The 23,218-nt window shown below is 60.8% G+C and carries 25 protein-coding genes and 1 tRNA gene; 3 read left to right on the top strand and 23 right to left on the bottom strand.

Features of this window, described 5'->3' with window-relative positions; translation table 11 throughout:
* Nucleotides 1-9: 9 nt before the first annotated feature.
* From rlmN to trmJ, 12 genes are all read right to left on the bottom strand, one after another.
* Nucleotides 10-1,158, bottom strand: a complete 1,149-nt coding sequence (rlmN, locus tag AC1RMG_RS16165; RefSeq protein WP_493169615.1) for a dual-specificity RNA methyltransferase RlmN — start codon at nucleotides 1,156-1,158, stop codon at nucleotides 10-12.
* 28 nt (nucleotides 1,159-1,186) lie between these two features.
* The gene (gene ndk / locus AC1RMG_RS16170) at nucleotides 1,187-1,612 is read right to left on the bottom strand and encodes a nucleoside-diphosphate kinase (protein WP_011063211.1); all 426 of its coding nucleotides are present in this window, start codon (nucleotides 1,610-1,612) and stop codon (nucleotides 1,187-1,189) included.
* A gap of 94 nt (nucleotides 1,613-1,706) precedes the next feature.
* Nucleotides 1,707-1,907 carry a Fe-S cluster assembly protein IscX gene (gene iscX / locus AC1RMG_RS16175; protein ID WP_011063212.1) on the bottom strand — a complete coding sequence of 67 codons (201 nt, stop codon included), beginning with the start codon at nucleotides 1,905-1,907 and terminating at the stop codon, nucleotides 1,707-1,709.
* Between the two features lie 15 nt (nucleotides 1,908-1,922).
* Complete coding sequence (gene fdx / locus AC1RMG_RS16180; RefSeq protein ID WP_011063213.1) at nucleotides 1,923-2,264, bottom strand: ISC system 2Fe-2S type ferredoxin; 342 nt, start codon at nucleotides 2,262-2,264, stop codon at nucleotides 1,923-1,925.
* 3 nt (nucleotides 2,265-2,267) lie between these two features.
* The gene (gene hscA / locus AC1RMG_RS16185) at nucleotides 2,268-4,130 is read right to left on the bottom strand and encodes a Fe-S protein assembly chaperone HscA (protein ID WP_493169617.1); all 1,863 of its coding nucleotides are present in this window, start codon (nucleotides 4,128-4,130) and stop codon (nucleotides 2,268-2,270) included.
* Nucleotides 4,131-4,181: 51 nt separating this feature from the next.
* Nucleotides 4,182-4,703, bottom strand: coding sequence for a co-chaperone HscB (gene hscB / locus AC1RMG_RS16190; RefSeq protein WP_011063215.1), 522 nt, complete (start codon nucleotides 4,701-4,703; stop codon nucleotides 4,182-4,184).
* 8 nt (nucleotides 4,704-4,711) lie between these two features.
* Nucleotides 4,712-5,035 (bottom strand): iron-sulfur cluster assembly protein IscA, encoded by a 324-nt coding sequence (iscA, locus tag AC1RMG_RS16195; protein WP_007929524.1) that lies wholly within the window; start codon nucleotides 5,033-5,035, stop codon nucleotides 4,712-4,714.
* A gap of 42 nt (nucleotides 5,036-5,077) precedes the next feature.
* Nucleotides 5,078-5,464: a Fe-S cluster assembly scaffold IscU gene (iscU, locus tag AC1RMG_RS16200; RefSeq protein ID WP_007929523.1), complete on the bottom strand. Its 387-nt coding sequence runs from the start codon at nucleotides 5,462-5,464 to the stop codon at nucleotides 5,078-5,080.
* 94 nt (nucleotides 5,465-5,558) lie between these two features.
* A complete protein-coding gene (locus AC1RMG_RS16205; RefSeq protein ID WP_015636881.1) occupies nucleotides 5,559-6,773 on the bottom strand; it encodes an IscS subfamily cysteine desulfurase in 1,215 nt (404 codons plus the stop codon).
* 50 nt (nucleotides 6,774-6,823) lie between these two features.
* Nucleotides 6,824-7,315, bottom strand: coding sequence for a Fe-S cluster assembly transcriptional regulator IscR (gene iscR / locus AC1RMG_RS16210; protein WP_011063217.1), 492 nt, complete (start codon nucleotides 7,313-7,315; stop codon nucleotides 6,824-6,826).
* A 240-nt stretch (nucleotides 7,316-7,555) separates the two neighbouring features.
* Complete coding sequence (gene cysE, locus AC1RMG_RS16215) at nucleotides 7,556-8,332, bottom strand: serine O-acetyltransferase (RefSeq protein ID WP_011063218.1); 777 nt, start codon at nucleotides 8,330-8,332, stop codon at nucleotides 7,556-7,558.
* Entirely contained in the window at nucleotides 8,332-9,105 is a 774-nt protein-coding gene (trmJ, locus tag AC1RMG_RS16220; protein ID WP_019094261.1) for a tRNA (cytosine(32)/uridine(32)-2'-O)-methyltransferase TrmJ, read from the bottom strand. The genes cysE and trmJ overlap by 1 nt, the downstream gene beginning before the upstream one ends.
* 245 nt (nucleotides 9,106-9,350) lie before the next feature.
* On the opposite strand from trmJ, the gene suhB reads away from it, so the two are divergent.
* Nucleotides 9,351-10,166 carry a type III secretion system regulator SuhB gene (suhB, locus tag AC1RMG_RS16225; protein ID WP_011063220.1) on the top strand — a complete coding sequence of 272 codons (816 nt, stop codon included), beginning with the start codon at nucleotides 9,351-9,353 and terminating at the stop codon, nucleotides 10,164-10,166.
* A 127-nt stretch (nucleotides 10,167-10,293) separates the two neighbouring features.
* Here suhB and AC1RMG_RS16230 read toward each other — a convergent pair whose 3' ends face one another.
* From AC1RMG_RS16230 to queA, 6 genes are all read right to left on the bottom strand, one after another.
* A complete protein-coding gene (locus AC1RMG_RS16230; protein ID WP_493169619.1) occupies nucleotides 10,294-10,848 on the bottom strand; it encodes a glycine zipper 2TM domain-containing protein in 555 nt (184 codons plus the stop codon).
* A gap of 122 nt (nucleotides 10,849-10,970) precedes the next feature.
* Nucleotides 10,971-11,885, bottom strand: a complete 915-nt coding sequence (secF, locus tag AC1RMG_RS16235) for a protein translocase subunit SecF (protein ID WP_053153604.1) — start codon at nucleotides 11,883-11,885, stop codon at nucleotides 10,971-10,973.
* A 9-nt stretch (nucleotides 11,886-11,894) separates the two neighbouring features.
* Entirely contained in the window at nucleotides 11,895-13,763 is a 1,869-nt protein-coding gene (gene secD, locus AC1RMG_RS16240; protein ID WP_011063223.1) for a protein translocase subunit SecD, read from the bottom strand.
* 62 nt (nucleotides 13,764-13,825) lie between these two features.
* Nucleotides 13,826-14,164, bottom strand: a complete 339-nt coding sequence (gene yajC / locus AC1RMG_RS16245) for a preprotein translocase subunit YajC (RefSeq protein WP_011063224.1) — start codon at nucleotides 14,162-14,164, stop codon at nucleotides 13,826-13,828.
* A gap of 47 nt (nucleotides 14,165-14,211) precedes the next feature.
* Nucleotides 14,212-15,327, bottom strand: a complete 1,116-nt coding sequence (gene tgt, locus AC1RMG_RS16250) for a tRNA guanosine(34) transglycosylase Tgt (protein ID WP_162470478.1) — start codon at nucleotides 15,325-15,327, stop codon at nucleotides 14,212-14,214.
* A gap of 14 nt (nucleotides 15,328-15,341) precedes the next feature.
* Nucleotides 15,342-16,406 carry a tRNA preQ1(34) S-adenosylmethionine ribosyltransferase-isomerase QueA gene (queA, locus tag AC1RMG_RS16255; protein ID WP_053153610.1) on the bottom strand — a complete coding sequence of 355 codons (1,065 nt, stop codon included), beginning with the start codon at nucleotides 16,404-16,406 and terminating at the stop codon, nucleotides 15,342-15,344.
* A gap of 108 nt (nucleotides 16,407-16,514) precedes the next feature.
* Between queA and AC1RMG_RS16260 the strand changes: the two genes are divergently transcribed.
* A tRNA-Leu gene (locus AC1RMG_RS16260) sits at nucleotides 16,515-16,599 on the top strand.
* Nucleotides 16,600-16,699: 100 nt separating this feature from the next.
* Here AC1RMG_RS16260 and AC1RMG_RS16265 read toward each other — a convergent pair.
* A complete protein-coding gene (locus tag AC1RMG_RS16265) occupies nucleotides 16,700-17,368 on the bottom strand; it encodes a M35 family metalloendopeptidase (protein WP_015636885.1) in 669 nt (222 codons plus the stop codon).
* A 426-nt stretch (nucleotides 17,369-17,794) separates the two neighbouring features.
* On the opposite strand from AC1RMG_RS16265, the gene ppk2 reads away from it, so the two are divergent.
* Entirely contained in the window at nucleotides 17,795-18,691 is an 897-nt protein-coding gene (ppk2, locus tag AC1RMG_RS16270) for a polyphosphate kinase 2 (protein WP_315869403.1), read from the top strand.
* Between the two features lie 96 nt (nucleotides 18,692-18,787).
* On the opposite strand, the gene AC1RMG_RS16275 is transcribed toward ppk2, so the two are convergent.
* The 4 genes from AC1RMG_RS16275 to AC1RMG_RS16290 form a co-directional block, all read right to left on the bottom strand.
* Nucleotides 18,788-19,693 (bottom strand): DMT family transporter, encoded by a 906-nt coding sequence (locus AC1RMG_RS16275; RefSeq protein WP_011063237.1) that lies wholly within the window; start codon nucleotides 19,691-19,693, stop codon nucleotides 18,788-18,790.
* On the bottom strand, nucleotides 19,683-21,005 hold the full coding sequence (gene ectB, locus AC1RMG_RS16280) for a diaminobutyrate--2-oxoglutarate transaminase (protein WP_011063238.1): 1,323 nt from the start codon (nucleotides 21,003-21,005) through the stop codon (nucleotides 19,683-19,685). Before ectB ends, AC1RMG_RS16275 begins: the two co-directional genes overlap by 11 nt.
* 65 nt (nucleotides 21,006-21,070) lie before the next feature.
* On the bottom strand, nucleotides 21,071-22,414 hold the full coding sequence (locus tag AC1RMG_RS16285; RefSeq protein WP_019094258.1) for a SidA/IucD/PvdA family monooxygenase: 1,344 nt from the start codon (nucleotides 22,412-22,414) through the stop codon (nucleotides 21,071-21,073).
* A gap of 127 nt (nucleotides 22,415-22,541) precedes the next feature.
* The gene (locus AC1RMG_RS16290; RefSeq protein ID WP_011063240.1) at nucleotides 22,542-23,165 is read right to left on the bottom strand and encodes a glutathione S-transferase family protein; all 624 of its coding nucleotides are present in this window, start codon (nucleotides 23,163-23,165) and stop codon (nucleotides 22,542-22,544) included.
* Nucleotides 23,166-23,218: the final 53 nt, after the last annotated feature.

Here is a 23,218-nt window from a genome sequence, read left to right on the forward strand (position 1 = left end):
GATCCTCTCTCAGGTACGGGTTGCGGCGCTTTGCGGCATATCGGCGTCGGCGCTCAACTCACGCACGGCGATATAGCGTTCGCTACGACGGGTGCGGTCCAGCACCTGCCCGACCAACTGACCGCAGGCGGCATCGATGTCTTCACCACGCGTGGTGCGCACGGTGACGTTGAAACCGGCGTGATGCAGCTGGTCCTGGAAGCGACGAATGGCATTGTTGCTCGGACGCTCGTACCCGGAATGCGGGAACGGGTTGAACGGGATCAGGTTGATCTTGCACGGTACATCCTTGAGCAGCTCGATCATCTCCACCGCGTGCTCAAGCTTGTCGTTGACGTCTTTGAGCAGGGTGTACTCGATGGTCAGCACACGCTTCTCACCCAGGGCCGACATGTAGCGCTGGCAGGACTCGAGCAGCATCTTCAGCGGGTACTTCTTGTTGATCGGTACCAGCTGGTTGCGCAGCGCATCATTGGGTGCGTGCAGAGACAACGCCAGCGAGACGTCGATGTGCTTGGCCAGCTCATCGATCATCGGCACCACGCCGGAGGTCGACAGGGTCACCCGGCGCTTGGAGATGCCGTAGCCCAGGTCGTCCATCATCAGGTGCATGGCAGCGATGACGTTGTCGAAGTTCAGCAGCGGCTCACCCATGCCCATCATCACCACGTTGGTGATGGCACGGTCGACGGTCGCCGGGACGCTGCCAAAGGATTTGTTGGCAATCCACACCTGGCCGATGACTTCGGCGGCGGTGAGGTTGCTGTTGAAGCCTTGCTTGCCGGTGGAGCAGAAACTGCAATCCAGGGCACAGCCCGCCTGGGACGAAACGCACAGAGTGCCGCGCTTGCCCTGGGGAATGTAGACGGTCTCGACGCAGCTGCCGGACGCCACGCGCACCACCCATTTACGGGTGCCGTCGCTGGAGATGTCCTCGCTGACCACTTCCGGACCGCGAATCTCGGCAACAGCCTTGAGCTTTTCGCGCAAGGCCTTGCCGACATTCGTCATGGCGTCGAAATCATCGACGCCATAGTGGTGAATCCATTTCATTACCTGACCGGCACGGAAACGCTTCTCCCCGATTGAGTCGAAGAATTTCTCCATTTCCGGTTGAGTAAGCCCCAACAGGTTAGTTTTGCCGATCGATGCAGTCATGGTTTCACCTCTCACGCGCAAGCCTTACTCAGCGAGCGGTTACTTCAGTAGCTGCGAAGAAGTAAGCGATTTCGCGAGCAGCGGCAGCTTCGGAGTCCGAACCGTGAACGGCGTTGGCGTCGATGGACTCGGCGAAGTCAGCACGGATGGTGCCGGCAGCAGCTTCTTTAGGGTTGGTAGCGCCCATCAGCTCACGGTTGCGAACGATGGCGTTTTCGCCTTCCAGAACCTGAACAACAACCGGGCCGGAAGTCATGAAGGCAACCAGTTCGCCGAAGAAGCCACGCTCACTGTGCTCAGCGTAGAAGCCTTCAGCTTCAGCCTTGGACAGTTGCTTCATTTTCGAAGCTACAACGCGCAGGCCGGCTTCTTCAAAACGGGAAACGATCTTGCCGATAACGTTTTTTGCAACAGCGTCAGGCTTGATGATGGAGAAAGTACGTTGAACAGCCATGGTGTAACTCCAGAAACGGTGATTAAAGCGAAAAATTAAACCCGCGAATTATACGCGGGTTTATAGGGATTGCCTAACTGCGTAGCCCGCGGATTCAGTCAGCTTCGTCGATCCAGGCGGCCTGAATTGCTTCAAGAACCTTCTCGCCTCCGCGAGCCGGATCGTCGCTGAACTCCGGCAGTGCCAGAACCCATTGGTGCAGATCGACAAAGTTCACATAACGCGGATCCACATCCGGCTTGGACTCAGCCAGTTGGATCGCGATTTCCAGTACATCAACCCACTTGAGGCTCATGCCAGTTCCTTGAAATCAGTGCGGCGCTTCGGCTGCATGGTTGAGCGAGTATTTTGGAATTTCGACGGTCAGGTCTTCATCGCCGACGATGGCCTGGCAGGACAGGCGCGACTGCGCTTCCAGGCCCCAGGCCTTGTCCAGCAGGTCTTCTTCCAGCTCGTCAGCCTCGTTCAGCGAGTCGAAGCCTTCACGAATGATGCAATGGCAGGTGGTGCAGGCACAGACGCCGCCACAGGCACTTTCGATCTCGATGTGGTTGTCATGCGCCACCTCGAGCACCGAGACGCCAGGTTCGACCTCTACAACCAGGCCGTCCGGACAGAACACGGCGTGTGGCAGAAAAATGATCTGCGGCATCAGTTATTCCTCGATTTCATTCAGGTTGCGCCCCGCCAGCGCGGCTTTCACCGTCGAATCCAGGCGTCGGGCAGCAAAGGCATCGGTCACTTGCGACAGACGCTTGGTCTGCTGCTCGATGGCGTAACCATCGGTGCCACGCATCAATTCACTCAATTCCTGCATCTGCAGCTCGATGACCATGCGCTCTTCGGCATCCAGCAGACGCTCGCCATCGGCGTCCAGGGCACCTTGCACCGCCTCGATCAGGCGCTGAGCATCAACCTGCTGCTCGCGCAGTACACGGGCCACCTTGTCGTCGCCGGCGTACTGGAAGGAATCCTTGAGCATCTTGGCGATCTCGCCGTCGGTCAGACCGTAGGATGGCTTGACCTGGATGCTGGCTTCGACGCCCGAACCCAGCTCTCGCGCAGAAACGCTGAGCAGGCCATCGGCGTCGACCTGGAAGGTCACGCGGATCTTCGCCGCACCGGCCACCATCGGTGGGATGCCGCGCAATTCGAAACGCGCCAGGGAGCGGCAGTCGCTGATCAGCTCGCGCTCGCCCTGCAGCACATGAACCATCATGGCCGTCTGGCCATCCTTGTAGGTGGTGAAGTCCTGGGCACGGGCAACCGGAATGGTGGTGTTGCGCGGAATCACCTTCTCCATCAGCCCGCCCATGGTTTCCAACCCCAGGGACAGCGGAATCACGTCCAGCAGCAGCAATTCGCCGCCTTCGCGCTTGTTGCCGGCCAAGGTATCGGCCTGGATCGCGGCCCCAATGGCCACCACTTGATCCGGATCGATCTCGGTCAACGGCTGGCGACCGAACATTTCAGCCACCGCCTCACGCACACGCGGCACACGAGTCGAACCGCCCACCATGACCACCGCCTGCACTTCATCCAATTCGACATTGGAATCGCGTACAGCACGACGACAGGCCTTGAGGCTGCGGGCAACCATCGGCTCGATCAGGGCGTCGAAGGCGTCGCGAGTCAGGGTGGCACGCCAATCGCCATACACCACTTCCACGGACGCGGCGCCGGTCAAGGCTTCCTTGGCCGCACAAGCGGCTTGCAACAGACTGCGCTGGGTACCCGGGTCGAGGTCGGCGGACAGGCCCGCGCCCTCGATGATCCAGCCGGCAATGGCGTGATCGAAGTCATCGCCGCCCAGGGCAGTATCGCCACCGGTAGCCAAGACTTCGAAGACGCCGCCGGTCAGGCGCAGAATGGAAATATCGAAGGTGCCGCCACCCAAGTCATAGATCGCCACCACGCCTTCGGCGTGCTGATCCAGACCATAAGCCACAGCCGCCGCGGTCGGCTCGTTGAGCAGGCGCAGCACATTCAGGCCGGCCAGCTTGGCCGCATCCTTGGTGGCTTGACGCTGGGCGTCGTCGAAATAGGCAGGAACGGTGATGACCGCACCTACCAGCTCGCCCCCCAGGGCCGCCTCAGCACGCTGACGCAGCACCCTGAGCACTTCAGCCGATACCTCCACCGGGCTTTTCGGCCCCTGGATGGTCTCGATGAACGGCATGTGCGACTCGCCCTCGACGAAGCGATAGGGCAGTTGCTCACCCAGCTGCTTGACGTCGGACAGGCCACGCCCCATCAGGCGCTTGACCGAAAGCACGGTGTTCAAAGGGTCGGTAGGTGCAGCCAGGCGAGCAGACTCGCCCACCTCGACGCGGTCGGCGTGATAACGCACCGCGGACGGCAGAATCACCTGCCCCTGCGCGTCGGCCAGCGGCTCGGAAAGACCACTGCGCAAGGCAGCGACCAGCGAATTGGTAGTGCCCAAGTCGATCCCCACAGCCAGGCGACGCTGGTGCGGTTGAGGACTTTGGCCGGGTTCGGCGATCTGCAGTAGGGCCATGCTTATCTGGACTTATCTGTATATCAGGCGTGCGACCGGAGCGGCACTGGGTTAATCGTCGAGGCGCTCTTCTAACTGGCGCACTTCGTAGGTGAGCTTGTCGAGGAACTGCATGCGCCGCATCAGGCGCTCGGCCTGCTCGCGTTGCGCCGCATCATCCCAACAGGCTGCGAAGCTTTCATTCAGTTCATCCTGGGCTGTCTTGAGCCGACGCTTGAATGCCGCCACTCCAGCCAGGTCGGCGCTGTCCTGCAAATCCTCGAGCTCTTCGCGCCATTGCATCTGCTGCAGAAGAAACTCCGGATCATGCACCGTGACTTCCAGCGGCAACTCGCCGCCATTCAAAGCCAGCAGGTAACGGGCGCGCTTGGGCGGGCTCTTGAGGGTCTGGTAAGCCTCGTTGAGGCTTGCCGACTGCTCCAGGGCCAGGCGCTGCTCGCGCTCGGAAGCATCGGCAAAACGGTCTGGATGAACCCCACGCGCCAACTCACGGTAGCGCGCGGCCAACTGCTCGAGATCCAGGCGGAAGCTCGGTTGCAGCTCAAATAAAGCGAAATGACAAGGAGTACCCACGACAAGCCTCAGATGTTGAAGCTTTCGCCGCAGCCACACTCACCGCGCACGTTGGGGTTGTTGAACTTGAAGCCTTCGTTCAACCCTTCCTTGACGAAATCAAGTTCGGTGCCGTCCAGATAGGTCAGGCTTTTCGGATCGATGATCACTTTCTCGCCGTGACTCTCGAATACCTGATCGTCCTCGCCAATCTCGTCGACGAACTCCAGCACGTAGGCAAGGCCGGAACAGCCCGTGGTGCGAACACCCAGACGAATCCCATCACCCTTGCCGCGCCCGTTGAGGGAGCGTCGCACGTGTTGAGCAGCCGCTTCTGTCATGCTGATAGCCATCGTGACTCCTTACTTGTCGCCAAATCTGTGAAAGCCGATCGGTCAGATCAGGCCTTTCTTCTGCTTGTAGTCGCGTACGGCGGCCTTGATGGCGTCTTCGGCGAGTACCGAGCAGTGAATCTTCACGGGAGGCAGGGCCAGCTCTTCAGCCAGCTGGGTGTTCTTGATGGTTTCGGCTTCATCCAGGGTCTTGCCCTTCATCCACTCAGTGGCCAGGGAGCTGGAAGCAATGGCGGAACCGCAGCCATAGGTCTTGAACTTGGCGTCTTCGATGATGCCCTGCTCATTGACCTTGATCTGCAGGCGCATCACGTCGCCGCAGGCAGGAGCGCCGACCATGCCGGTGCCGACATCCGGATCTTCCGCGTTCATCTTGCCGACGTTGCGCGGGTTCTCGTAGTGGTCGATGACCTTTTCGCTGTAAGCCATGATTCTTAATCCTCACTCATCAGAGAGTCGCTCTTGGGTTCTGCAAATCGCCGTTATCGGTACGCTCTACAGAACCCTGTGCGGCGACTTATATTCAGTGCGCCGCCCACTCGATCTTCGAGATATCGACGCCATCTTTGTACATGTCCCACAGCGGCGACAGAGCGCGCAGCTTGGTAACGGCTTCGCAGACTTTCTGCGCCGCGTAATCGATTTCTTCTTCAGTGGTGAAGCGGCCGAAGGTGAAGCGGATCGAGCTGTGAGCCAGCTCGTCGTTGCGACCCAGGGCACGCAGCACGTAGGAAGGCTCCAGGGAGGCCGAAGTACAGGCCGAACCGGAAGACACTGCCAGGTCCTTGAGGGCCATGATCAGCGACTCGCCTTCAACGTAGTTGAAGCTCAGGTTCAGATTGTGCGGTACGCGGGCAGTCATGCTGCCGTTGATGTACAGCTCTTCCAGGTGCTCGACCTGCTTGTAGAAGCGGTCGCTCAGGGCCTTGATGCGCAGGTTCTCGGCAGCCATGTCTTCCTTGGCCACGCGGAAGGCTTCGCCCATGCCGACGATCTGGTGAGTAGCCAGGGTGCCGGAACGCATGCCGCGTTCGTGACCACCGCCGTGCATGGTGGCTTCCAGGCGCACCCGCGGCTTGCGGCTGACGTACAGCGCGCCGATCCCTTTCGGGCCGTAGGTCTTGTGGGCGGAGAAGGACATCAGGTCGACCTTCAGGGCCTGCAGGTCGATGTCGACCTTGCCGGTGGACTGAGCGCCGTCGACGTGGAACAACACGCCCTTGGAGCGGGTCAGTTCGCCGATGGCAGCGATGTCGTTGATGGTGCCGATCTCGTTGTTCACATGCATGATCGAAACCAGGATGGTGTCGTCACGCAGGGCTGCTTCGACCATGGCCGGAGTGATGAGGCCGTCTTCGCCCGGCTCGATGTAGGTCACTTCGAAGCCTTCACGCTCGAGTTGGCGCATGGTGTCCAGGACAGCCTTGTGCTCGATCTTCGAGGTGATCAGGTGCTTGCCCTTGGTGTGGTAGAAATGCGCGACACCCTTGATTGCCAGGTTGTCGGATTCGGTAGCACCGGAAGTCCAGACGATTTCACGCGGGTCGGCGTTAACCAGGTCGGCCACTTGGCGACGGGCGTTTTCCACCGATTCTTCGGCTTTCCAGCCAAACACGTGGGAGCGGGACGCCGGGTTACCGAAGTTCCCGTCGACCAGCAGGCATTCACTCATTTTCTGCGCGACGCGCGGATCAACCGGGGTGGTCGCTGAGTAATCAAGGTAAATCGGCAATTTCATGGACTCTCTCCTAAATCAGGCTGGCTGGCGTGCCGCTAGCTCTTTGGCTGTCATTCGACGGCGGACGCTTCAATCTTGTCCAGGCGCGGCGCCTTGCCATTACAACGGCGCTGGTCCTGACGCTGGGCTACTTCTTGCACCTCACGGCGAGTGACAAGGTCAGCCAAGCTGATACCGCTTAGAAATTCGTGGATCTGCAGGCTCAGATCGCACCACAAGTGGTGCGTCAGGCAGGTGTCGCCGGCATGGCAATCACCCAGCCCCTGGCATTTGGTTGCATCGACCGATTCGTTCACCGCATCGATCACCTGGGCCACCTGGATCCCCTGCATGTCGCGGGACAGCTGATAGCCGCCACCAGGACCCCGGACGCTGGACACCAGATTGCTACGGCGCAATTTGGCGAAAAGCTGTTCGAGATAGGACAGGGAAATGCCTTGGCGCTCGGAGATATCGGCCAGGGAGACCGGGCCATGTTGCGCGTGCAACGCCAGATCGAGCATGGCGGTCACGGCGTATCGGCCTTTAGTAGTCAGTCGCATGGACAAGTACCACGGAGTTTCGGAATGGAGGCGAGTATGCAATACCCGAGTAATCAGGTCAACTATAAGACCAACTACTTTAGTCGGATTTACCCGCAAAAGAGCGCGCGAATCATAGCAAAGTCTGCGACGTAATGGCACAGCGCGATGGCAACAACTGACCCGCGGGTCGCTTATCGCATCTCGGGGGCTTTTTCGCCGGCAGACCGGCTCCTGCAGGAGAAGCCGGTTTGCGGGGCATCAGCCGACCTGGCTGTCGCCCTTGCCCTTGACTTCAGCGAAGTCTTCTTCACGCAGGGCAGGCAAGTCCTTGGCGCAGTAGTCACTGCCCAGATCCTTCAGCGCGCCACACATCCCCTCCAGACGACCATCGACCGCTTGCAGGTGATCAAGCAACTGACCAATGGCCCGCGCCACGGGGTCAGGCATGTCTTCGCTGACGCCATAGGCATCGAAGCCGAGCTTTTCCGCCATGGCCTTGCGCTTGGCTTCCTGCTCATCATTGGATTTCATGATGATCCGCCCCGGAATCCCCACTACGGTCGCACCGGCCGGCACCGCCTTGGTCACCACGGCATTGGAACCGACCTTGGCCCCGGCCCCGACCGTGAACGGCCCCAGCACCTTGGCGCCAGCCCCCACCACCACACCATCTTCCAGGGTCGGGTGGCGCTTGCCTTTATTCCAACTGGTGCCACCCAGGGTCACCCCCTGGTAAAGCGTGACGTCATCACCGATCTCGGCGGTTTCGCCAATGACGATGCCCATTCCATGGTCAATAAAGAAGCGACGACCGACCTTGGCCCCCGGATGAATCTCGATCCCGGTCAGCCAGCGCCCGAAGTTCGAGACCAGCCGCGCCAGCCACTTCCAGCCCATCCCCCACAAGGCGCCGGACAGGCGATGGATCCAGATCGCATGCATCCCCGGGTAGCAGGTCAGCACCTCAAAGGCGTTGCGCGCTGCCGGGTCACGATGGAAAACACTTTGGATATCTTCACGCAGACGTTCGAACATCACTGATCCTTCCGCTTCTGTAGCTCCCCACGAGCCGCTTTCTGGGTTTCCGTGAGGATGCCTCGCAATATATTCATTTCCGCCCGGCTGACCGAGCTGCGACCGTACAACCGACGCAAGCGCGCCATCAAGTGTCGAGGTTTCTCCGGATCGAGGAAGTCGATGGCCACCAGAGTTTGCTGCAGGTGCTCGTAGAACCGCTCCAGCTCATCCATGGTTGCCAGCTCATCACTGCGCGGCGACGCCACCTCATCCTTCTCCACCTTGCTCGGCTGGCCCTGGGCTGCCAACCAGGACATGCGCACTTCATAGGTCAGCACTTGCACCGCCGTGGCCAGGTTCAACGAGCTGAACTCCGGATCCGACGGGATATGCACATGGAAATGACATCGCTGCAGTTCGTCATTGGTCAGGCCGGAATCTTCACGACCGAACACCAGAGCGATCTGCGCCCCCTGCCCGGCCTCCTCCACGACCTTGAGGCCCGACTCGCGGGGATCCAGCAGCGGCCAGGGAATGCGCCGATCACGAGCGCTGGTGCCGAACACCAGGGTGCAACCCGCCAGAGCATCCTCCAGCGTCGCCACCACCTGGGCATTTTCGAGAATATCGGTGGCACCAGAAGCCCGCGCATCCGCCTCATGGGACGGAAATACCCGCGGCTCCACCAGCACCAGCCGCGACAAGCCCATGTTCTTCATGGCACGCGCAGCCCCGCCGATATTGCCCGGATGACTGGTATTGACCAGGACGACACGAATGTTCTGCAGCAAGGGAGGCGCTCTCGGACACGGGAAGGGGGAGCAAATATTACAGAACAGGCTGCACCACCGCCTCAAAAATAACCATCTGCCAATTCCGCTGCCTTATTGAGAGCCCGCGACAGGAGCGGCCAATACCCGCTGACGAAATGCGCCACACAGCGGATCAATGCAATCAAAGCGAACGCCGACCTTCATCTGCAAAAGTTTTCTGCTAGAATGCTCGGCTTTCTTTAACAACCTTAGGTGACCTATCCATGCAGCCAATGCTGAATATCGCGCTGCGCGCCGCCCGCAGCGCCAGTGAATTGATTTTCCGCTCCATCGAGCGCCTGGATACCATCAAGGTCGACGAAAAAGACGCCAAAGACTACGTATCCGAAGTTGATCGCGCTGCCGAGCAGAAGATCATCGACGCGCTGCGCAAAGCCTACCCGACCCACGCCATCCTCGGCGAAGAAACCGGCCTGCACGCCGGCAGCGGCGAAGGCGAAGACTACCTGTGGATCATCGACCCACTGGACGGCACCACCAACTTCCTGCGCGGCATCCCGCACTTTGCCGTGAGCATCGCCTGCAAATACCGTGGCCGCCTGGAACACGCCGTGGTTCTGGACCCGGTTCGCCAGGAAGAATTCACCGCCAGCCGTGGCCGCGGTGCCCAGCTGAACGGTCGTCGCCTGCGGGTCAGCGGCCGCACCAGCCTGGACGGCGCCCTGCTGGGCACCGGCTTCCCCTTCCGTGACGACCAGATGGACAACCTGGACAACTACCTGGGCATGTTCCGCGCCCTGGTTGGCCAGACTGCCGGCATCCGTCGCGCTGGCGCAGCAAGCCTGGACCTGGCCTACGTCGCCGCCGGTCGCTTTGACGCCTTCTGGGAATCGGGCCTGTCCGAATGGGACATGGCAGCAGGCGCCCTGCTGATCCAGGAAGCCGGCGGCCTGGTGAGCGACTTCACCGGCGGTCACGACTTCCTGGAAAAAGGCCACGTCGTGGCCGGCAACACCAAATGCTTCAAGGCAGTCCTGACCGCCATCCAGCCGCACCTGCCGGCTTCGCTGAAGCGCTAAGCACCAGCGACAAAAAAGCACCCCGAGGGGTGCTTTTTTATGCCCGCAATTGCCGTAGAAGCCAGCTTGCCGGCGAATGGGACCTTGAGATCGCCTTAGCCGGCAAACAGGCTCCTGCAGTTGAGGGTTACTGGCCGGGCTGATTCTGGTTCTGACCGAGAATCAGGCGCCCTTCTTTATCCACCGGAATCTGGTTGCCCGGATCCCGACCCATACGCACCTGGCCCTGCTTGCCACCCAGGTCGTACTTCACGTCATAACCAACGATCTTGTCACTGATGTCATTGACCGTGTTACAGCGAGTCTGGGTGGTGGTGTAGGTATCACGCTCCTGCATGCCTTCCTGCACCTTGTTCCCCGCATAGCCCCCACCAACAGCACCGGCAACCGTGGCGAGTTTCTTGCCATTGCCATTACCGATCATGCTGCCCAACAGGCCACCGCCCACTGCGCCAGCCACGGTGCCCAGGATCTGATGCTCATCCTTGACCGGGCGCTGGCGGGTCACGGCGACGTCCTTGCAGACTTCCCGCGGAGTCTTGATCTGTTGCTTGACCGGCTGAACGGCCAGCACTTGCGCATACTCAGGGCCGCTTTTAACCAGGCTGTAGGTGGCAACAGCACCCCCGGCGGTGACACCGACAGCACCCAATACCGCACCAACCAGCAACGACTTGTTCACGTGAACCTCCTGACCATACATGCGGGTCAAAAGCCCGCGCTTCTCCCAGCCTTGGAGCAAAAAAAAAGGCGCGAGTTCAACACTCGCGCCTTTTTAACTGACAGCCGGAACAGGTCAGGCCATCAAGGACGGTCGTCCACTTCCTTCTCGGTATTGGCCGGAGGAATCAGGTCTTCACTGTTCAGGTTCAGCCAGATCAGCACCACGTTGGCGATGTAGATCGACGAGTAGGTACCCGCCAATACACCGACGAACAGGGCGATGGAGAAGCCCCACAGGTTGTCGCCACCGAAGAACAGCAGGGCCACGATCGCCAGCAGGGTGGAGATCGAAGTGGCCATGGTGCGCAGCAGGGTCTGGGTGGTCGAGATGTTGATGTTCTCGATCAGGCTGGCCTTGCGCAGCACACGGAAGTTCTCACGCACCCGGTCGAACACCACGATGGTGTCGTTGAGCGAGTAACCGATGATCGCCAGTACCGCCGCCAGCACCGTCAGGTCGAAGGTGATCTGGAAAAACGACAGGATACCCACGGTCACGATCACGTCGTGGATCAGCGAGACGATGGCACCGACCGCGAACTTCCACTGGAAGCGGAACGCCAGGTAGATGAGGATGCCGCCCAGCGCCATGAGCATGCCGAGGCCACCCTGGTCGCGCAGCTCTTCACCCACCTGCGGGCCGACGAACTCGACGCGCTTGACCTGCGCCGGGTTGTCACCACCGACCTTCTGCAGGGCGGCCGCCACCTGGTGGCCCAGCTGCGGGTCTTCGCCCGGCATCCGCACCAGCAGGTCGGTGGTCGCACCGAAGCTCTGCACGATAGCTTCGTGATAACCCGCGTCGTTCAGTTGCGAACGCACCTTCATCACATCCGCCGGACGTTCGTAGGTCAGCTCGATGAGCGTACCGCCGGTGAAGTCCAGACCGTAGTTCAAGCCCTTATGGAACCAGCTGAACAACGCCAGGACGGTAAGGAGCACAGTGACGCCGAACGCAACGTTGCGCACGCCCATGAAGTTAATAGTACGTAACATGGCAGCCCCTTAAATCCACAACTTCTTGAAGTCACGACCGCCGAAGATCAGGTTGACCATCGCGCGGGTCAGCCAGATGGCCGTGAACATCGAGGTAAAGATCCCGAGGGACATGGTCACCGCAAAGCCCTTGACCGGGCCGGTGCCCATGGCAAAGAGGATGCCACCCACCAGCAATGTGGTCAGGTTGGAGTCCAGAATCGCGGTGAATGCCCGGCCGAAGCCTTCGTTGATTGCTCGCTGCACGGTCATGCCGGCGGCGATCTCTTCACGTATCCGCGAGAAGATCAGCACGTTGGCGTCCACCGCCATGCCCATGGTCAGCACGATACCGGCGATACCCGGCAGGGTCAGCGTAGCCCCCAGCAGGGACATCAGGGCCAGCAGCAACACCATGTTCAAGGCCAGCGCCACAGTGGCGATCACCCCGAAGAAGCGGTAGATGGCGATGATGAACAGCGACACGAACAGCATGCCCCACAGCGACGCATCGATACCCTTGGTGATGTTGTCAGCACCCAGGCTCGGACCGATTGTGCGCTCTTCAGCGAAGTACATCGGCGCCGCCAGACCACCGGCACGCAACAGCAGCGCCAGTTCGGAGGACTCGCCCTGGCCATTGAGGCCAGTGATACGGAACTGACTGCCCAGCGGCGACTGAATGGTCGCCAGGCTGATGATCTTCTTCTCTTCCTTGAACGCCTGGACCGGCACGTCCTTCTCGACGCCGTCGACCACCTGCTTGGTATAGGTGGTGATCGGCTTCTGCTCGATGAAGATCACCGCCATGCTGCGACCGACATTGCTGCGGGTCGAACGGTTCATCAGCTCGCCACCGTGGCCATCAAGCTTGATGTTCACCTGTGGGCGGCCATGCTCGTCGTAACCGGCCTGGGCATCGGTCACCTGGTCACCGGTGATGATCAGGCCACGCTCGATCTGCGCTGGAGGACGATTGCCCTCACGGAATTCGAAGGACTCGGAAGTCGCCTTGGAAGCACCCGGCTCGGCGGCCAGACGGAACTCCAGGTTGGCGGTCTTGCCCAGGATCCGCTTGGCTTCAGCGGTGTCCTGCACGCCCGGCAGCTCAACCACGATACGGTTGGCACCCTGGCGCTGAACCAGAGGCTCGGCCACACCCAGCTCGTTGACCCGGTTACGCACGGTGGTCAAGTTCTGCTTGATGGAGTATTCGCGGATTTCCGCCAGCTTGGCTGGGGTCATCGCCAGACGCAGCACCGGTTGGCCATTGAGGTCGGCCGGTACGATATCGAAATCATTGAAGTTCTTGCGGATCAGCGAACGGGCCTGCTCACGGCTGTCTTCATCGCTGAAGCCCAGCTGGATGGCGCCATTGAGCTGCGGCAGGCTGCGATAGCGCAGGCGCTCTTTGCGCAGCAGGCTCTTGACGTCGCCTTCATAGACTTTCAGGCGGGCGTCGAGGGCTTTGTCCATGTCCACTTCCAGCAGGAAGTGCACACCACCGGACAAGTCCAGACCCAGTTTCATCGGGTGCGCACCGAGGTTGCGCAGCCATTGCGGAGTGGTTTGCGCCAGGTTCAACGCCACCACATAGTCATCGCCCAGCGCCTTGCGCACTACATCCTTGGCCGGAAGCTGGTCTTCCTTGTTGGTCAAGCGCAGCAGGCCACCCTTGCCGTTGGCGGCAATGGAAGAAGCCTTGACGTTGATGCCGGCGTCGGTGAGCGCTTTGCTCGCACGATCCAGATCCGCCTGAGTGACCTGCAACGCGGTACTCGCGCCACTGACCTGAATGGCCGGATCATCAGGGTATAGATTGGGAGCGGAATAAATAAAACCGATCGCCAGCACCGCCAGGATCAGTAGGTACTTCCACAGAGGATATTTGTTCAGCATCACGCCGCCCGTTTATGACGCGGGGCGCCTTGCGCGCCCCGTCGATTGGTAAAAGATGAAACTTAGATCGCTTTCAGCGTGCCTTTTGGCAGCGTGGCAGCGATCGCGCCCTTCTGGAACTTCAGTTCAACGGAGTCCGACACTTCCAGAACCACGAAGTCGTCGGTCACTTTGTTGATCTTGCCGGCAATACCGCCGGTGGTCACAACTTCGTCGCCTTTCTGCAGGCTACCCAGCAGGTTCTTCTGCTCTTTGGCGCGCTTGGCCTGTGGGCGCCAGATCATCAGATAGAAGATGACCAGGAAGCCGACCAGGAAAATCCACTCGAAACCAGTGCCAGCAGGACCGGCAGCGGCAGGTGCAGCGGCGTCCGCATACGCGGCAGGGATCAAAAAGCTCATTTAACACTCCGATAATTTCAGAATTAGTGTCTTAACGTCTTTAGAACTTATTCTAAAGGCGGCACGGGTAACCCGCGTTTGGCATAGAAGGAATCGACAAAGGCGGCCAATGTACCTTGTTGAATAGCCTCGCGCAAACCAGCCATAAGACGCTGGTAATGGCGCAAATTATGGATGGTATTGAGCATACTCCCGAGCATTTCCCCACACTTGTCCAAGTGGTGCAGATAAGCACGGGAGAAGTTCTGGCAGGTGTAGCAATCACAAGTTGGGTCCAGCGGCGAATCATCATGGCGATGGAACGCGTTACGGATCTTCAGCACGCCTGTATCGATGAACAGATGCCCATTGCGGGCATTGCGGGTTGGCATCACGCAATCGAACATGTCCACACCGCGGCGCACACCCTCAACCAGATCTTCCGGCTTGCCAACTCCCATAAGGTAACGAGGTTTGTCGGCTGGCATCTGGCCTGGCAGGTAGTCCAGGACCTTGATCATTTCATGCTTGGGCTCGCCCACCGACAGGCCACCAATGGCCAGGCCGTCGAAGCCGATCTTGTCCAGGCCCTCCAGGGAACGCATGCGCAGGTCCTGGTGCATGCCGCCCTGGACGATACCGAACAGCGCCGCGGTGTTGTCGCCGTGGGCATTCTTCGAGCGCTGGGCCCAGCGCAGGGACAGCTCCATGGAGATTCGCGCCACGTCTTCATCAGCCGGGTACGGCGTGCATTCATCGAAGATCATCACGATGTCCGAACCCAGGTCGCGCTGCACTTGCATCGACTCTTCCGGGCCCATGAACACCTTGGCGCCGTCCACCGGCGAGGCGAAGGTCACGCCCTCTTCCTTGATCTTGCGCATGGCCCCCAGGCTGAACACCTGGAAGCCACCGGAGTCGGTCAGAATCGGGCCTTTCCACTGCATGAAATCATGCAGGTCACCGTGGGCCTTGATCACTTCCGTACCCGGGCGCAGCCACAGGTGGAAGGTGTTGCCGAGGATGATTTCGGCGCCGGTAGCGACGATATCCCGCGGCAGCATGCCCTTGACCGTGCCATAGGTGCCCACCGGCATGAAGGCCGGGGTTTCCACCGTGCCGCGGGGGAAGGTCAGGCGACCGCGACGAGCCTTGCCATCAGTGGCCAGGAGCTCGAAGGACATACGACAAGTGCGACTCATACAGTTTCCTCGGGGGCCAGATCCTTGGGAGCGGTCGGCGCGGGATTACGGGTGATGAACATCGCATCACCGTAGCTGAAAAAGCGGTATCCATTTTCCACCGCGGCGCGATAGGCGGCCATGGTTTCGGGATAGCCGGCGAACGCCGAAACCAGCATCAACAGCGTGGATTCCGGCAGATGGAAGTTGGTCACCAGGGCATCGACCACATGGAACGGCCGGCCCGGGTAGATAAAGATGTCGGTGTCGCCACTGAACGGCTTGAGCACGCCATCGCGCGCGGCGCTTTCCAGGGAGCGCACGCTGGTGGTGCCCACTGCCACCACCCGGCCACCGCGAGCCCGGCACGCAGCAACTGCATCCACCACGTCCTGGCCGACTTCCAGCCACTCATGGTGCATATGGTGATCTTCGATGCGCTCGACCCTCACCGGCTGGAAGGTACCAGCCCCCACGTGCAGGGTGACGAACGCGGTCTCCACGCCCTTGGCGGCAATGGCCTCCAGCAGCGGCTGGTCGAAATGCAGCCCGGCGGTCGGTGCCGCCACCGCGCCCAGGCGCTGGGCGTACACGGTCTGGTAACGCTCGCGATCGGCGCCTTCATCCGGACGGTCTATATAAGGAGGCAACGGCATGTGCCCGACCCGGTCCAGCAGCGGCAGCACTTCTTCGACAAAGCCCAGCTCGAAGAGCGTGTCATGGCGCGCCAGCATCTCGGCTTCGCCACCGCCGTCGATGAGGATCTTCGACCCAGGCTTGGGCGACTTGCTGGAGCGCACATGGGCCAGCACACGGTGGCTGTCCAGCACCCGCTCGACGAGGATTTCCAGCTTGCCGCCGGAAGCCTTCTGACCGAACAGACGGGCCGGAATCACCCGGGTATTGTTGAACACCATCAGATCGCCCGGGCGCAAATGCTCAAGCAAATCAGTGAATTGACGGTGGGCCAAGGCGCCGGTTGGCCCATCCAGGGTCAACAGACGGCTGCCGCGACGCTCGGCCAGTGGATGGCGGGCGATCAGCGAATCAGGAAGCTCGAAGGTAAAGTCAGCAACGCGCATGATGGGGTTCGTCTAGCAGGGCCGGAAAGTTTAGCGGATTAAGCAAAAATTGACCATGAAAGCCGATTGACCAACGGTAAGCGCCTCTCTATACTTCGCCGCCATTGAGCCCTGATGGCGGAATTGGTAGACGCGGCGGATTCAAAATCCGTTTTCGCAAGAAGTGGGAGTTCGAGTCTCCCTCGGGGCACCAAACATGAAAAAGACCTTGAAATCCAAGGTCTTTTTTTTCGCCTGCAGAAAAGTGCCAGCACGGCGCACACCTCCCGTTGCGGGCCTCTTTCCCGCCCTGCTCAGTCGTACAAGTCCTCCACGTAGTACTCGTAGTTGTCGGCATTCTCCACCGCGTCGCTCGGGCGGTTGGCTCCCAGGTTCTGCGATCCCGCCACGCCGTAGGCGCCGGGGATATCGGTGGTGTGGCCAATGGAATGGGTCAGTTCATGCACCACGGTACCGGCCTGGGTATCGAAACCCACGCGCGGCGGCAGGGCAAAGAATGCCGTGCAGAACCAGGCCTGCACGTCCCCGCGGGCGTTGACGTAGGTGGCGGCGATATCCCCGGGCGCGTCGCAAGGGTCATTCGGGTTGACCCGGCAATAGGCCGTCAGGGTGTTGCCACTGTTGAGCTTGAAACGCACCCCGTCGAGCACTGCACGCACCCGCTGGTAGCGATCCTGGCTGAAGGTACCGAACCAGGTCCGGTAGGCCAGGTCCTGATTGCGGCGAAAGGTCGCTTCATTGTTGTTGACCTGGTTGTAGGCATTGGTCGACCAGGTAGTAGCGACGGCCACGGCATTGCTCACCGCGGTACGGTCAGCCTGGGTGGCACAGGAACCGTCAAACGCCACGTTGATGGCGAGCGCCGATTGCGCCAGCGCACCCAGGCCCAGTAGCAGCAACAGATTTTGCCAGCGACGCGCCAGACGACGGCGGCTTGAATGAACAACGGTATCAGTATCCATATTCAGCATCCTTCCATGCAGGTTCCGAGGAATGTCGCTCCCCCTGCCAGGGGCGACACTCGCATTGGATTCCCGAGGCTCGCGGTGCATCAGCAGGAATTGCTTCCGTAGCCGGCGCCAGGGCCCCGCGCGCCTGATACAAGCATCTCTCGGGCACATCCTTGATGGAGGTCAAAGAGCCGACGTTTGAGGGCCATACACTTGTAAGTGAACATTTGAACGAGACGCACAGGCCCTCCTTATATGAGTGAAGAATCCACCCTCCGCACCCAACCCAAAGCCTTGCCGGAAGCCAGCTCCGCCAGCCCTGCCAAGAGCACCCCGCGCAAACCCGCAACGCCGCGCCCGCGTCGCCCACGCACAGCGAGCAAGGCTGCACCGGTGAAAGCCGCCGAGGCCGAGATCAGCGCCATCAGCCAGAAGCCCATGGCCCTGCAGGTGGCCAGCGCGCCACGCGGCTCCAACGAAGACAGCGTGTCCGCTGCGCTGCCGGGCAATTATCCGTACCGCAACCGCATGCGCCGCGCCGAGTACGAAAAGGCCAAGAACGAACTGCAGATCGAACTGCTCAAGGTGCAAAGCTGGGTCAAGGAAACCGGGCAGCGCATCGTGGTGCTGTTCGAAGGCCGTGACGCTGCTGGCAAGGGCGGCACCATCAAGCGCTTCATGGAACACCTCAACCCCCGCGGCGCGCGGATCGTGGCCCTGGAAAAGCCCTCGGAACAGGAAAAGGGCCAGTGGTACTTCCAGCGCTATATCCAGCACCTGCCCACCGCCGGGGAAATGGTCTTCTTCGACCGCTCCTGGTACAACCGCGCCGGGGTGGAACGAGTGATGGAGTTCTGCTCGCCCCTGCAATACCTGGAGTTCATGCGCCAGACCCCGGAGCTGGAGCGCATGCTGTGCAACAGCGGCATCCTGATGTTCAAGTTCTGGTTCTCGGTGAACCGCGAAGAACAGCTGCGCCGCTTCATCTCCCGTCGGGACGACCCGCTCAAGCACTGGAAGCTATCGCCCATCGACATCAAGTCCCTGGACAAGTGGGACGAGTACACCGCCGCCAAACAGGCGATGTTCTTCCACACCGACACCGCCGATGCCCCTTGGACGGTGATCAAGTCCGATGACAAGAAGCGCGCGCGAATCAACTGTATCCGCCACTTCCTGCACGAGCTGGACTACCCGGGCAAGGACCTGAAAGTCGCCCATGCCCCGGACCCATTGCTGGTGGGCCGCGCCTCGCGTGTACTGGAAGAGGATGAAGGCACCCAGGCCCAGGCTGCGACAGATCCGCGAACCACGCGCCTGGCCTTGTCAGCCTGAATTCCGGGCAAAAAAAACTGCGCGCAGACAGGCGGGTCTGTGCGCAGCAAAAGTCGAGCGGATCTATGAATCAGAGCACTGGATCAGCTCGAGGCCTCAGGCAGCCTCGGTCACCGGCGTCACCTTCTCCGGTGGTTTGATAGAGCCGATGTACACCGCAAAGATGGTCAGCAGCGCACCCGCGATCTGCAGCGCCGAGCTGGCCTTGCCGAGAAACGCCACATCGACGAAGTAGGTGATCACCGGCTCCAGCAGCAGGATCAGCCCCGCCAGGCCCAGGCTGATGGCACCGATGGAGCGGTTGACCAGCAACCAGCCCACGAATTGCACCATCACCCCATAGATGATCAGCATCACCAGGGTCTGCCCATCGACGATGGCCAGGCTTTCCCCCATGGCCAGGGCATACACCAGCAGCACCAGCGCGGCCCACAGGCTCAGGTTGAGCATCTGTGCGATCTTGTCGCCCCCACCGTCAGGCAACTGCGTGTTGACCTTGAGGAAATACACGCAAATGGCGTAGGCCAGGCCCGAAAGCACGCCATAGACCACACCCTTGATGCCCACTGCACTGGTCATTTCCGGCAGCAGCAACAGGTACAGGCCGATAAACGCCAGGGTGATGGAGATCAGGAAGTAGATCGACGGCTTCTCCTTGAGCAGGTACAGACCCAGCAGGGTCATGAAGAACACCTGGCAATTGGTCAGGATCGAGCCGATGCCGGGGCCGACGATGTAGATGCTCTGGTGCCAGAGCACCAGGTCGATGGCCAGGAACACCCCGGCCAGGGCCGTGTACAGCTGCGCCTTGGCGCTCTTGAGCAGCACCGGGATGCGCCGCACCTTGAGCAGCAGGAAGAACAGGATCGAGGCGAACAGCATGCGGTAGAACCCGGCCCCACCGGCGCCGATGTGGGCAAAGGCCACCGCCAGCGCCGACAGGCTGAGCATCAAGCCACCAATGGTCAGCTCGATGATGGCGCGGTTGGTATTAGTCGACATGCGCGACTCCATTAATGAAGACCAGAGGATCGACGTCCTGGTCCGGGTCACTTAACTTGCCCTGCTCCAGCACCTGTTGCATGGCGTCGAAAATGCTCGCCAGGCCGGCCTGCAGCGTTTCGCTGCTGATGGTCAGCGCCGGCATCAGCTTGAGTACCTGGTCCACCGGACCGCAGCGCTCGATGATCAGGCGGCGGGCGAAGCAGGCACGCATCACCGCGGCGGCCTGGGCCGGGTCGTGGAACTCGATGCCGTAGAACAGCCCGCGTCCGCGCACATCCTTGATATGCCCGGCGAAGCGTTCGGTCACTTCAGCCAGCCACTCCTTGAGCTGTGCTTCGTTGGCCTGGATGTGCTTGACCAGGCGGTCGTCGCTCCAGAACTCCTGCACGGTCTTGGTGGCGGCGACAAAGGCCAGGGTGTTGCCGCGGAAAGTGCCGTTGTCCTCGCCAGGGGACCATTGGTCCAGTTCCGGGCGATGCAGCAGCAGGGCGAACGGCAAGCCGTAGCCGCTGAGGGACTTGGACAGGCACACCATGTCCGGGGTGATGCCCGAGGGCTCGAAGCTGAAGAAGGTCCCGGTGCGGCCGCAGCCGGCCTGGATATCGTCGACGATCAGCAGGATGCCGTGCTCGGCGGTCAGCTGGCGCAGGCGCTGCAGGAACTCTGCCGAAGCCACGTTGATCCCGCCTTCGCCCTGGATGGTTTCCAGGATCACCGCTGCCGGCAGGTCCATGCCGGAACTGTTGTCCTTGACCAGGCGCTCGAAGTAGGCGATGGAATCCAGGCCTTCCAGGTAACCGTCGAACGGCATGCGGAACACATAGGGATCCACCCCTGGCTGGCGGTTGTCACGGTTGCCGGTCAGCCCCAGGGAGGTGTTGGACATGCCGTGGAAGCCGTTGGTGAAGGCCACGATGTGCCGGCGCCCGGTGACCTTGCGCGCCAGTTTGACCGCCGACTCCACCACGCTGGTGCCGGTGGGCGAGGTGAACTGCATTTTGTAGGGCAGGGCCCGGGGCGCCAGGATGATCTTGCGGAAGTTGTAGATGAACTCCTGCTTGGCCCGGCTGTGCATGTCCAGGGCAGCCTGGATGCCGTCCCGTTGCAGGTAGTCAATCACCGCGGCCTTCACCGCCTTGGGGTTGTGGCCATAGTTCACGGACCCGGCACAGCTCAGGAAGTCGATATAGGCCTGGCCTTTCAGGTCATACAGATGACTGCCCTGGGCCTGGTCGAAGACCACCGGAAAGCTGCGGCAGTAACTGCGCGCCGAAGACTCCACATCCGCAAATACGCCCAACTCATCCATTTCTGAAATATCCATTGCTGCCTGCTCACATAAAGGGGTCGAGGTTCAGGATTCGATGCAGCGGCTCAAGCGATCTTTTCTGCAGCCTGGGCCAGGCCCAGTTGCTGGTTCAGCGAGTTGAAAATGTCCCGCGAGCGCAGCGACAGCAGGCTGAAAGAGCCGGCATCGCCATAGCCGTGGGAGGATTCGCACAGACCATTGAGGTACAACGCGGGCAGATGGCTGCCCTTGGCTGCGGCCAGGCTGTAGTCGCGCCCGATGCGGATCACGCCCTGAGCGTCGCTTTCCAGGTGTTCGGCCAGGTCCTTGAGGATCGCCGGGTAGCGTTCTTCCTGGGGGCCGGTGCCGAGGTTGCGAAAACCCGTGGCCAGGACGATCGCGTCCAGCCCGCCCAGCTCCTCGGTGGCGTGGGTGCTGCTGTTGCGCAGCGACAGGCTGTAGCCCTCGCCGTCCGGCGTGCAGCCCTGGATCTCGCTGAGCCCCTTGATGATCACGCGCTCGCGGCCCTGCAGCTTGTCCTCATACATGCCCACGTAGAGTTCCTTGATTACGTCGGCATCGGCAGCGGAATAGTTGGTGTAGTGCAGGTGGCGGTTGATGTTCTTCTTCGCCTCGGCGGAGCTGTTGTAGTACTGGTCGACGAAGGACGGGAAGTACACGTGCTCGCTGAACTGGCTGGTGTCCTTGAGGCGGAAGCCGTAGCCGCGCTGCACGCTGACGATTTCCAGGTTCGGGTAGGTGTGGCGCAGGTGCAGGATGATTTCGATGGCGCTCTGGCTGCCGCCGACCACCGCCACGCGCTTGAGCTCACCCTTCTGCGCCAGGCTGGCCAGGCGCCCCAGGTACTGGGTCAGGTGGAACACCCGGTCCGCCGCGGCGTTGGCGAATACCTGCGGAATCACCGGGGTGCGGCCCGGGGCCAGGACCACGGAGCGCGCCTGGTACTGCACGCCGGCCTGGGTGGTGATGGTGTAGAGGTTGCTGGCCGGGTCGACCTGGATCTGGCTCACGCTCTGGTTGTAGGCCACGTCCCGGGCGAAAAAGCCGGCAACCCAGCGTACGTACTCGGCGAACTCGCTGCGCAGGGGGAACTCCAGGCCCAGGTTCAGGTGTTCGAACAGGCGGTCGTTCTCGAACAGGAAGTTGGTGAAGGTGTAGCGGCTGCGCGGGTTGCGCGGCGTTACCAGATCACGGCTAGGGTGGTTCTGGATATCGCTGCCGGAGAGCATCATCTCCGGCTGCCATTGAGTGCTCGCGTGACGCTCGAGAAACAGCCGGGTGCCGGCAAATTCCATCTCTTCCATGGCGATGGCCAGGGCGATGTTCGCCGGGCCAAAACCGATGCCGATCACGTCGTAAACTTGCCCTTCACGGCCAACATCCTTGGCAGTCACTTTATGAACACTCATAAATTCCCCTTCCTGCAACAAAAGTCAGACTCGAAAAAGCAGAAAAAACACCAGGGTCTTTTCTGCCTTCCGTCAAATAGCCATTAATTTTTAGTTAGCGTTATTCGTTATAACTAGTTCGGCTTTTTCAAACTTCTTCCGCAGCCAACTTCAGCCACTTTTGTACTGGCGGGTAGGCCAGAACTTGTTCGACATAAGCCTGAAGTTGTGCCGGCACCGCCACGCCATAACGACGGAAGCGGAACACCACCGGTACGAACATGGCATCGACGATGCCGAAGTCGCCGCACAGGAACTGCTTGGAGCCGCTGGCGTGGCGCAGGTTGGTCCAGATGTCGAAGATCCGCTGGATCTCTTCCTGGGTGTCGGCGGTCAGCGGCTCGGGGGTATCGCCGGTGTTCAGGCCGAAGGACATCTGGGTACGCAGGTTGACGAACCCGGAGTGCATTTCCGCCGCGGCAGCGCGGGCCTGGGCCTTGACCAGCGGGTCCTGGGGCCACAGGTTGGCCGCCGGATAGGCACCGGCAACGTACTCGCAGATGGCCAGGCTGTCGTTGATCACCACCTTGTCCAGCAGCAGTGCCGGCACCTTGCCCGAGGGCGAATAGCGCAGGATCTGCTGGCGGGTGTCATCCTGTTCCAGCTTGACCTGAAGGGTCTCGAAGGAGACGTCTGCCGTTACAAGAACCAGCCATGCACGAAATGACCATGAAGACTTTTTGTAATCCCCAATAACTAGTTTTGTAGGCATCACTTCCCCTAGCTCGCGTTGTGAAATGGGTGCTAAATTTAGCGGCCCTCTTT

It is taken from the genome of Pseudomonas sp. GW822-FHT04H02 (assembly GCF_058800645.1).

Excerpts from the sequence above, each read along its gene's own strand:
- tgt (WP_162470478.1), bottom strand. The coding sequence starts at position 15,327 with ATGTCCTTCGAGCTCCTGGCCACTGATGGCAAGGCTCGTCGCGGTCGC.
- AC1RMG_RS16205 (WP_015636881.1), bottom strand. The coding sequence starts at position 6,773 with ATGAAATTGCCGATTTACCTTGATTACTCAGCGACCACCCCGGTTGAT.
- AC1RMG_RS16275 (WP_011063237.1), bottom strand. The coding sequence starts at position 19,693 with ATGTCGACTAATACCAACCGCGCCATCATCGAGCTGACCATTGGTGGC.
- ppk2 (WP_315869403.1), top strand. The coding sequence starts at position 17,795 with ATGGCCCTGCAGGTGGCCAGCGCGCCACGCGGCTCCAACGAAGACAGC.
- cysE (WP_011063218.1), bottom strand. The coding sequence starts at position 8,332 with ATGTTCGAACGTCTGCGTGAAGATATCCAAAGTGTTTTCCATCGTGAC.
- secD (WP_011063223.1), bottom strand. The coding sequence starts at position 13,763 with ATGCTGAACAAATATCCTCTGTGGAAGTACCTACTGATCCTGGCGGTG.
- iscR (WP_011063217.1), bottom strand. The coding sequence starts at position 7,315 with ATGCGACTGACTACTAAAGGCCGATACGCCGTGACCGCCATGCTCGAT.
- rlmN (WP_493169615.1), bottom strand. The coding sequence starts at position 1,158 with ATGACTGCATCGATCGGCAAAACTAACCTGTTGGGGCTTACTCAACCG.
- AC1RMG_RS16290 (WP_011063240.1), bottom strand. The coding sequence starts at position 23,165 with ATGCCTACAAAACTAGTTATTGGGGATTACAAAAAGTCTTCATGGTCA.
- iscA (WP_007929524.1), bottom strand. The coding sequence starts at position 5,035 with ATGGCTATCAGCATGACAGAAGCGGCTGCTCAACACGTGCGACGCTCC.
- iscU (WP_007929523.1), bottom strand. The coding sequence starts at position 5,464 with ATGGCTTACAGCGAAAAGGTCATCGACCACTACGAGAACCCGCGCAAC.
- secF (WP_053153604.1), bottom strand. The coding sequence starts at position 11,885 with ATGTTACGTACTATTAACTTCATGGGCGTGCGCAACGTTGCGTTCGGC.
- AC1RMG_RS16285 (WP_019094258.1), bottom strand. The coding sequence starts at position 22,414 with ATGAGTGTTCATAAAGTGACTGCCAAGGATGTTGGCCGTGAAGGGCAA.
- hscA (WP_493169617.1), bottom strand. The coding sequence starts at position 4,130 with ATGGCCCTACTGCAGATCGCCGAACCCGGCCAAAGTCCTCAACCGCAC.
- iscX (WP_011063212.1), bottom strand. The coding sequence starts at position 1,907 with ATGAGCCTCAAGTGGGTTGATGTACTGGAAATCGCGATCCAACTGGCT.
- ectB (WP_011063238.1), bottom strand. The coding sequence starts at position 21,005 with ATGGATGAGTTGGGCGTATTTGCGGATGTGGAGTCTTCGGCGCGCAGT.
- fdx (WP_011063213.1), bottom strand. The coding sequence starts at position 2,264 with ATGCCGCAGATCATTTTTCTGCCACACGCCGTGTTCTGTCCGGACGGC.
- AC1RMG_RS16265 (WP_015636885.1), bottom strand. The coding sequence starts at position 17,368 with ATGGATACTGATACCGTTGTTCATTCAAGCCGCCGTCGTCTGGCGCGT.
- yajC (WP_011063224.1), bottom strand. The coding sequence starts at position 14,164 with ATGAGCTTTTTGATCCCTGCCGCGTATGCGGACGCCGCTGCACCTGCC.
- queA (WP_053153610.1), bottom strand. The coding sequence starts at position 16,406 with ATGCGCGTTGCTGACTTTACCTTCGAGCTTCCTGATTCGCTGATCGCC.
- ndk (WP_011063211.1), bottom strand. The coding sequence starts at position 1,612 with ATGGCTGTTCAACGTACTTTCTCCATCATCAAGCCTGACGCTGTTGCA.
- suhB (WP_011063220.1), top strand. The coding sequence starts at position 9,351 with ATGCAGCCAATGCTGAATATCGCGCTGCGCGCCGCCCGCAGCGCCAGT.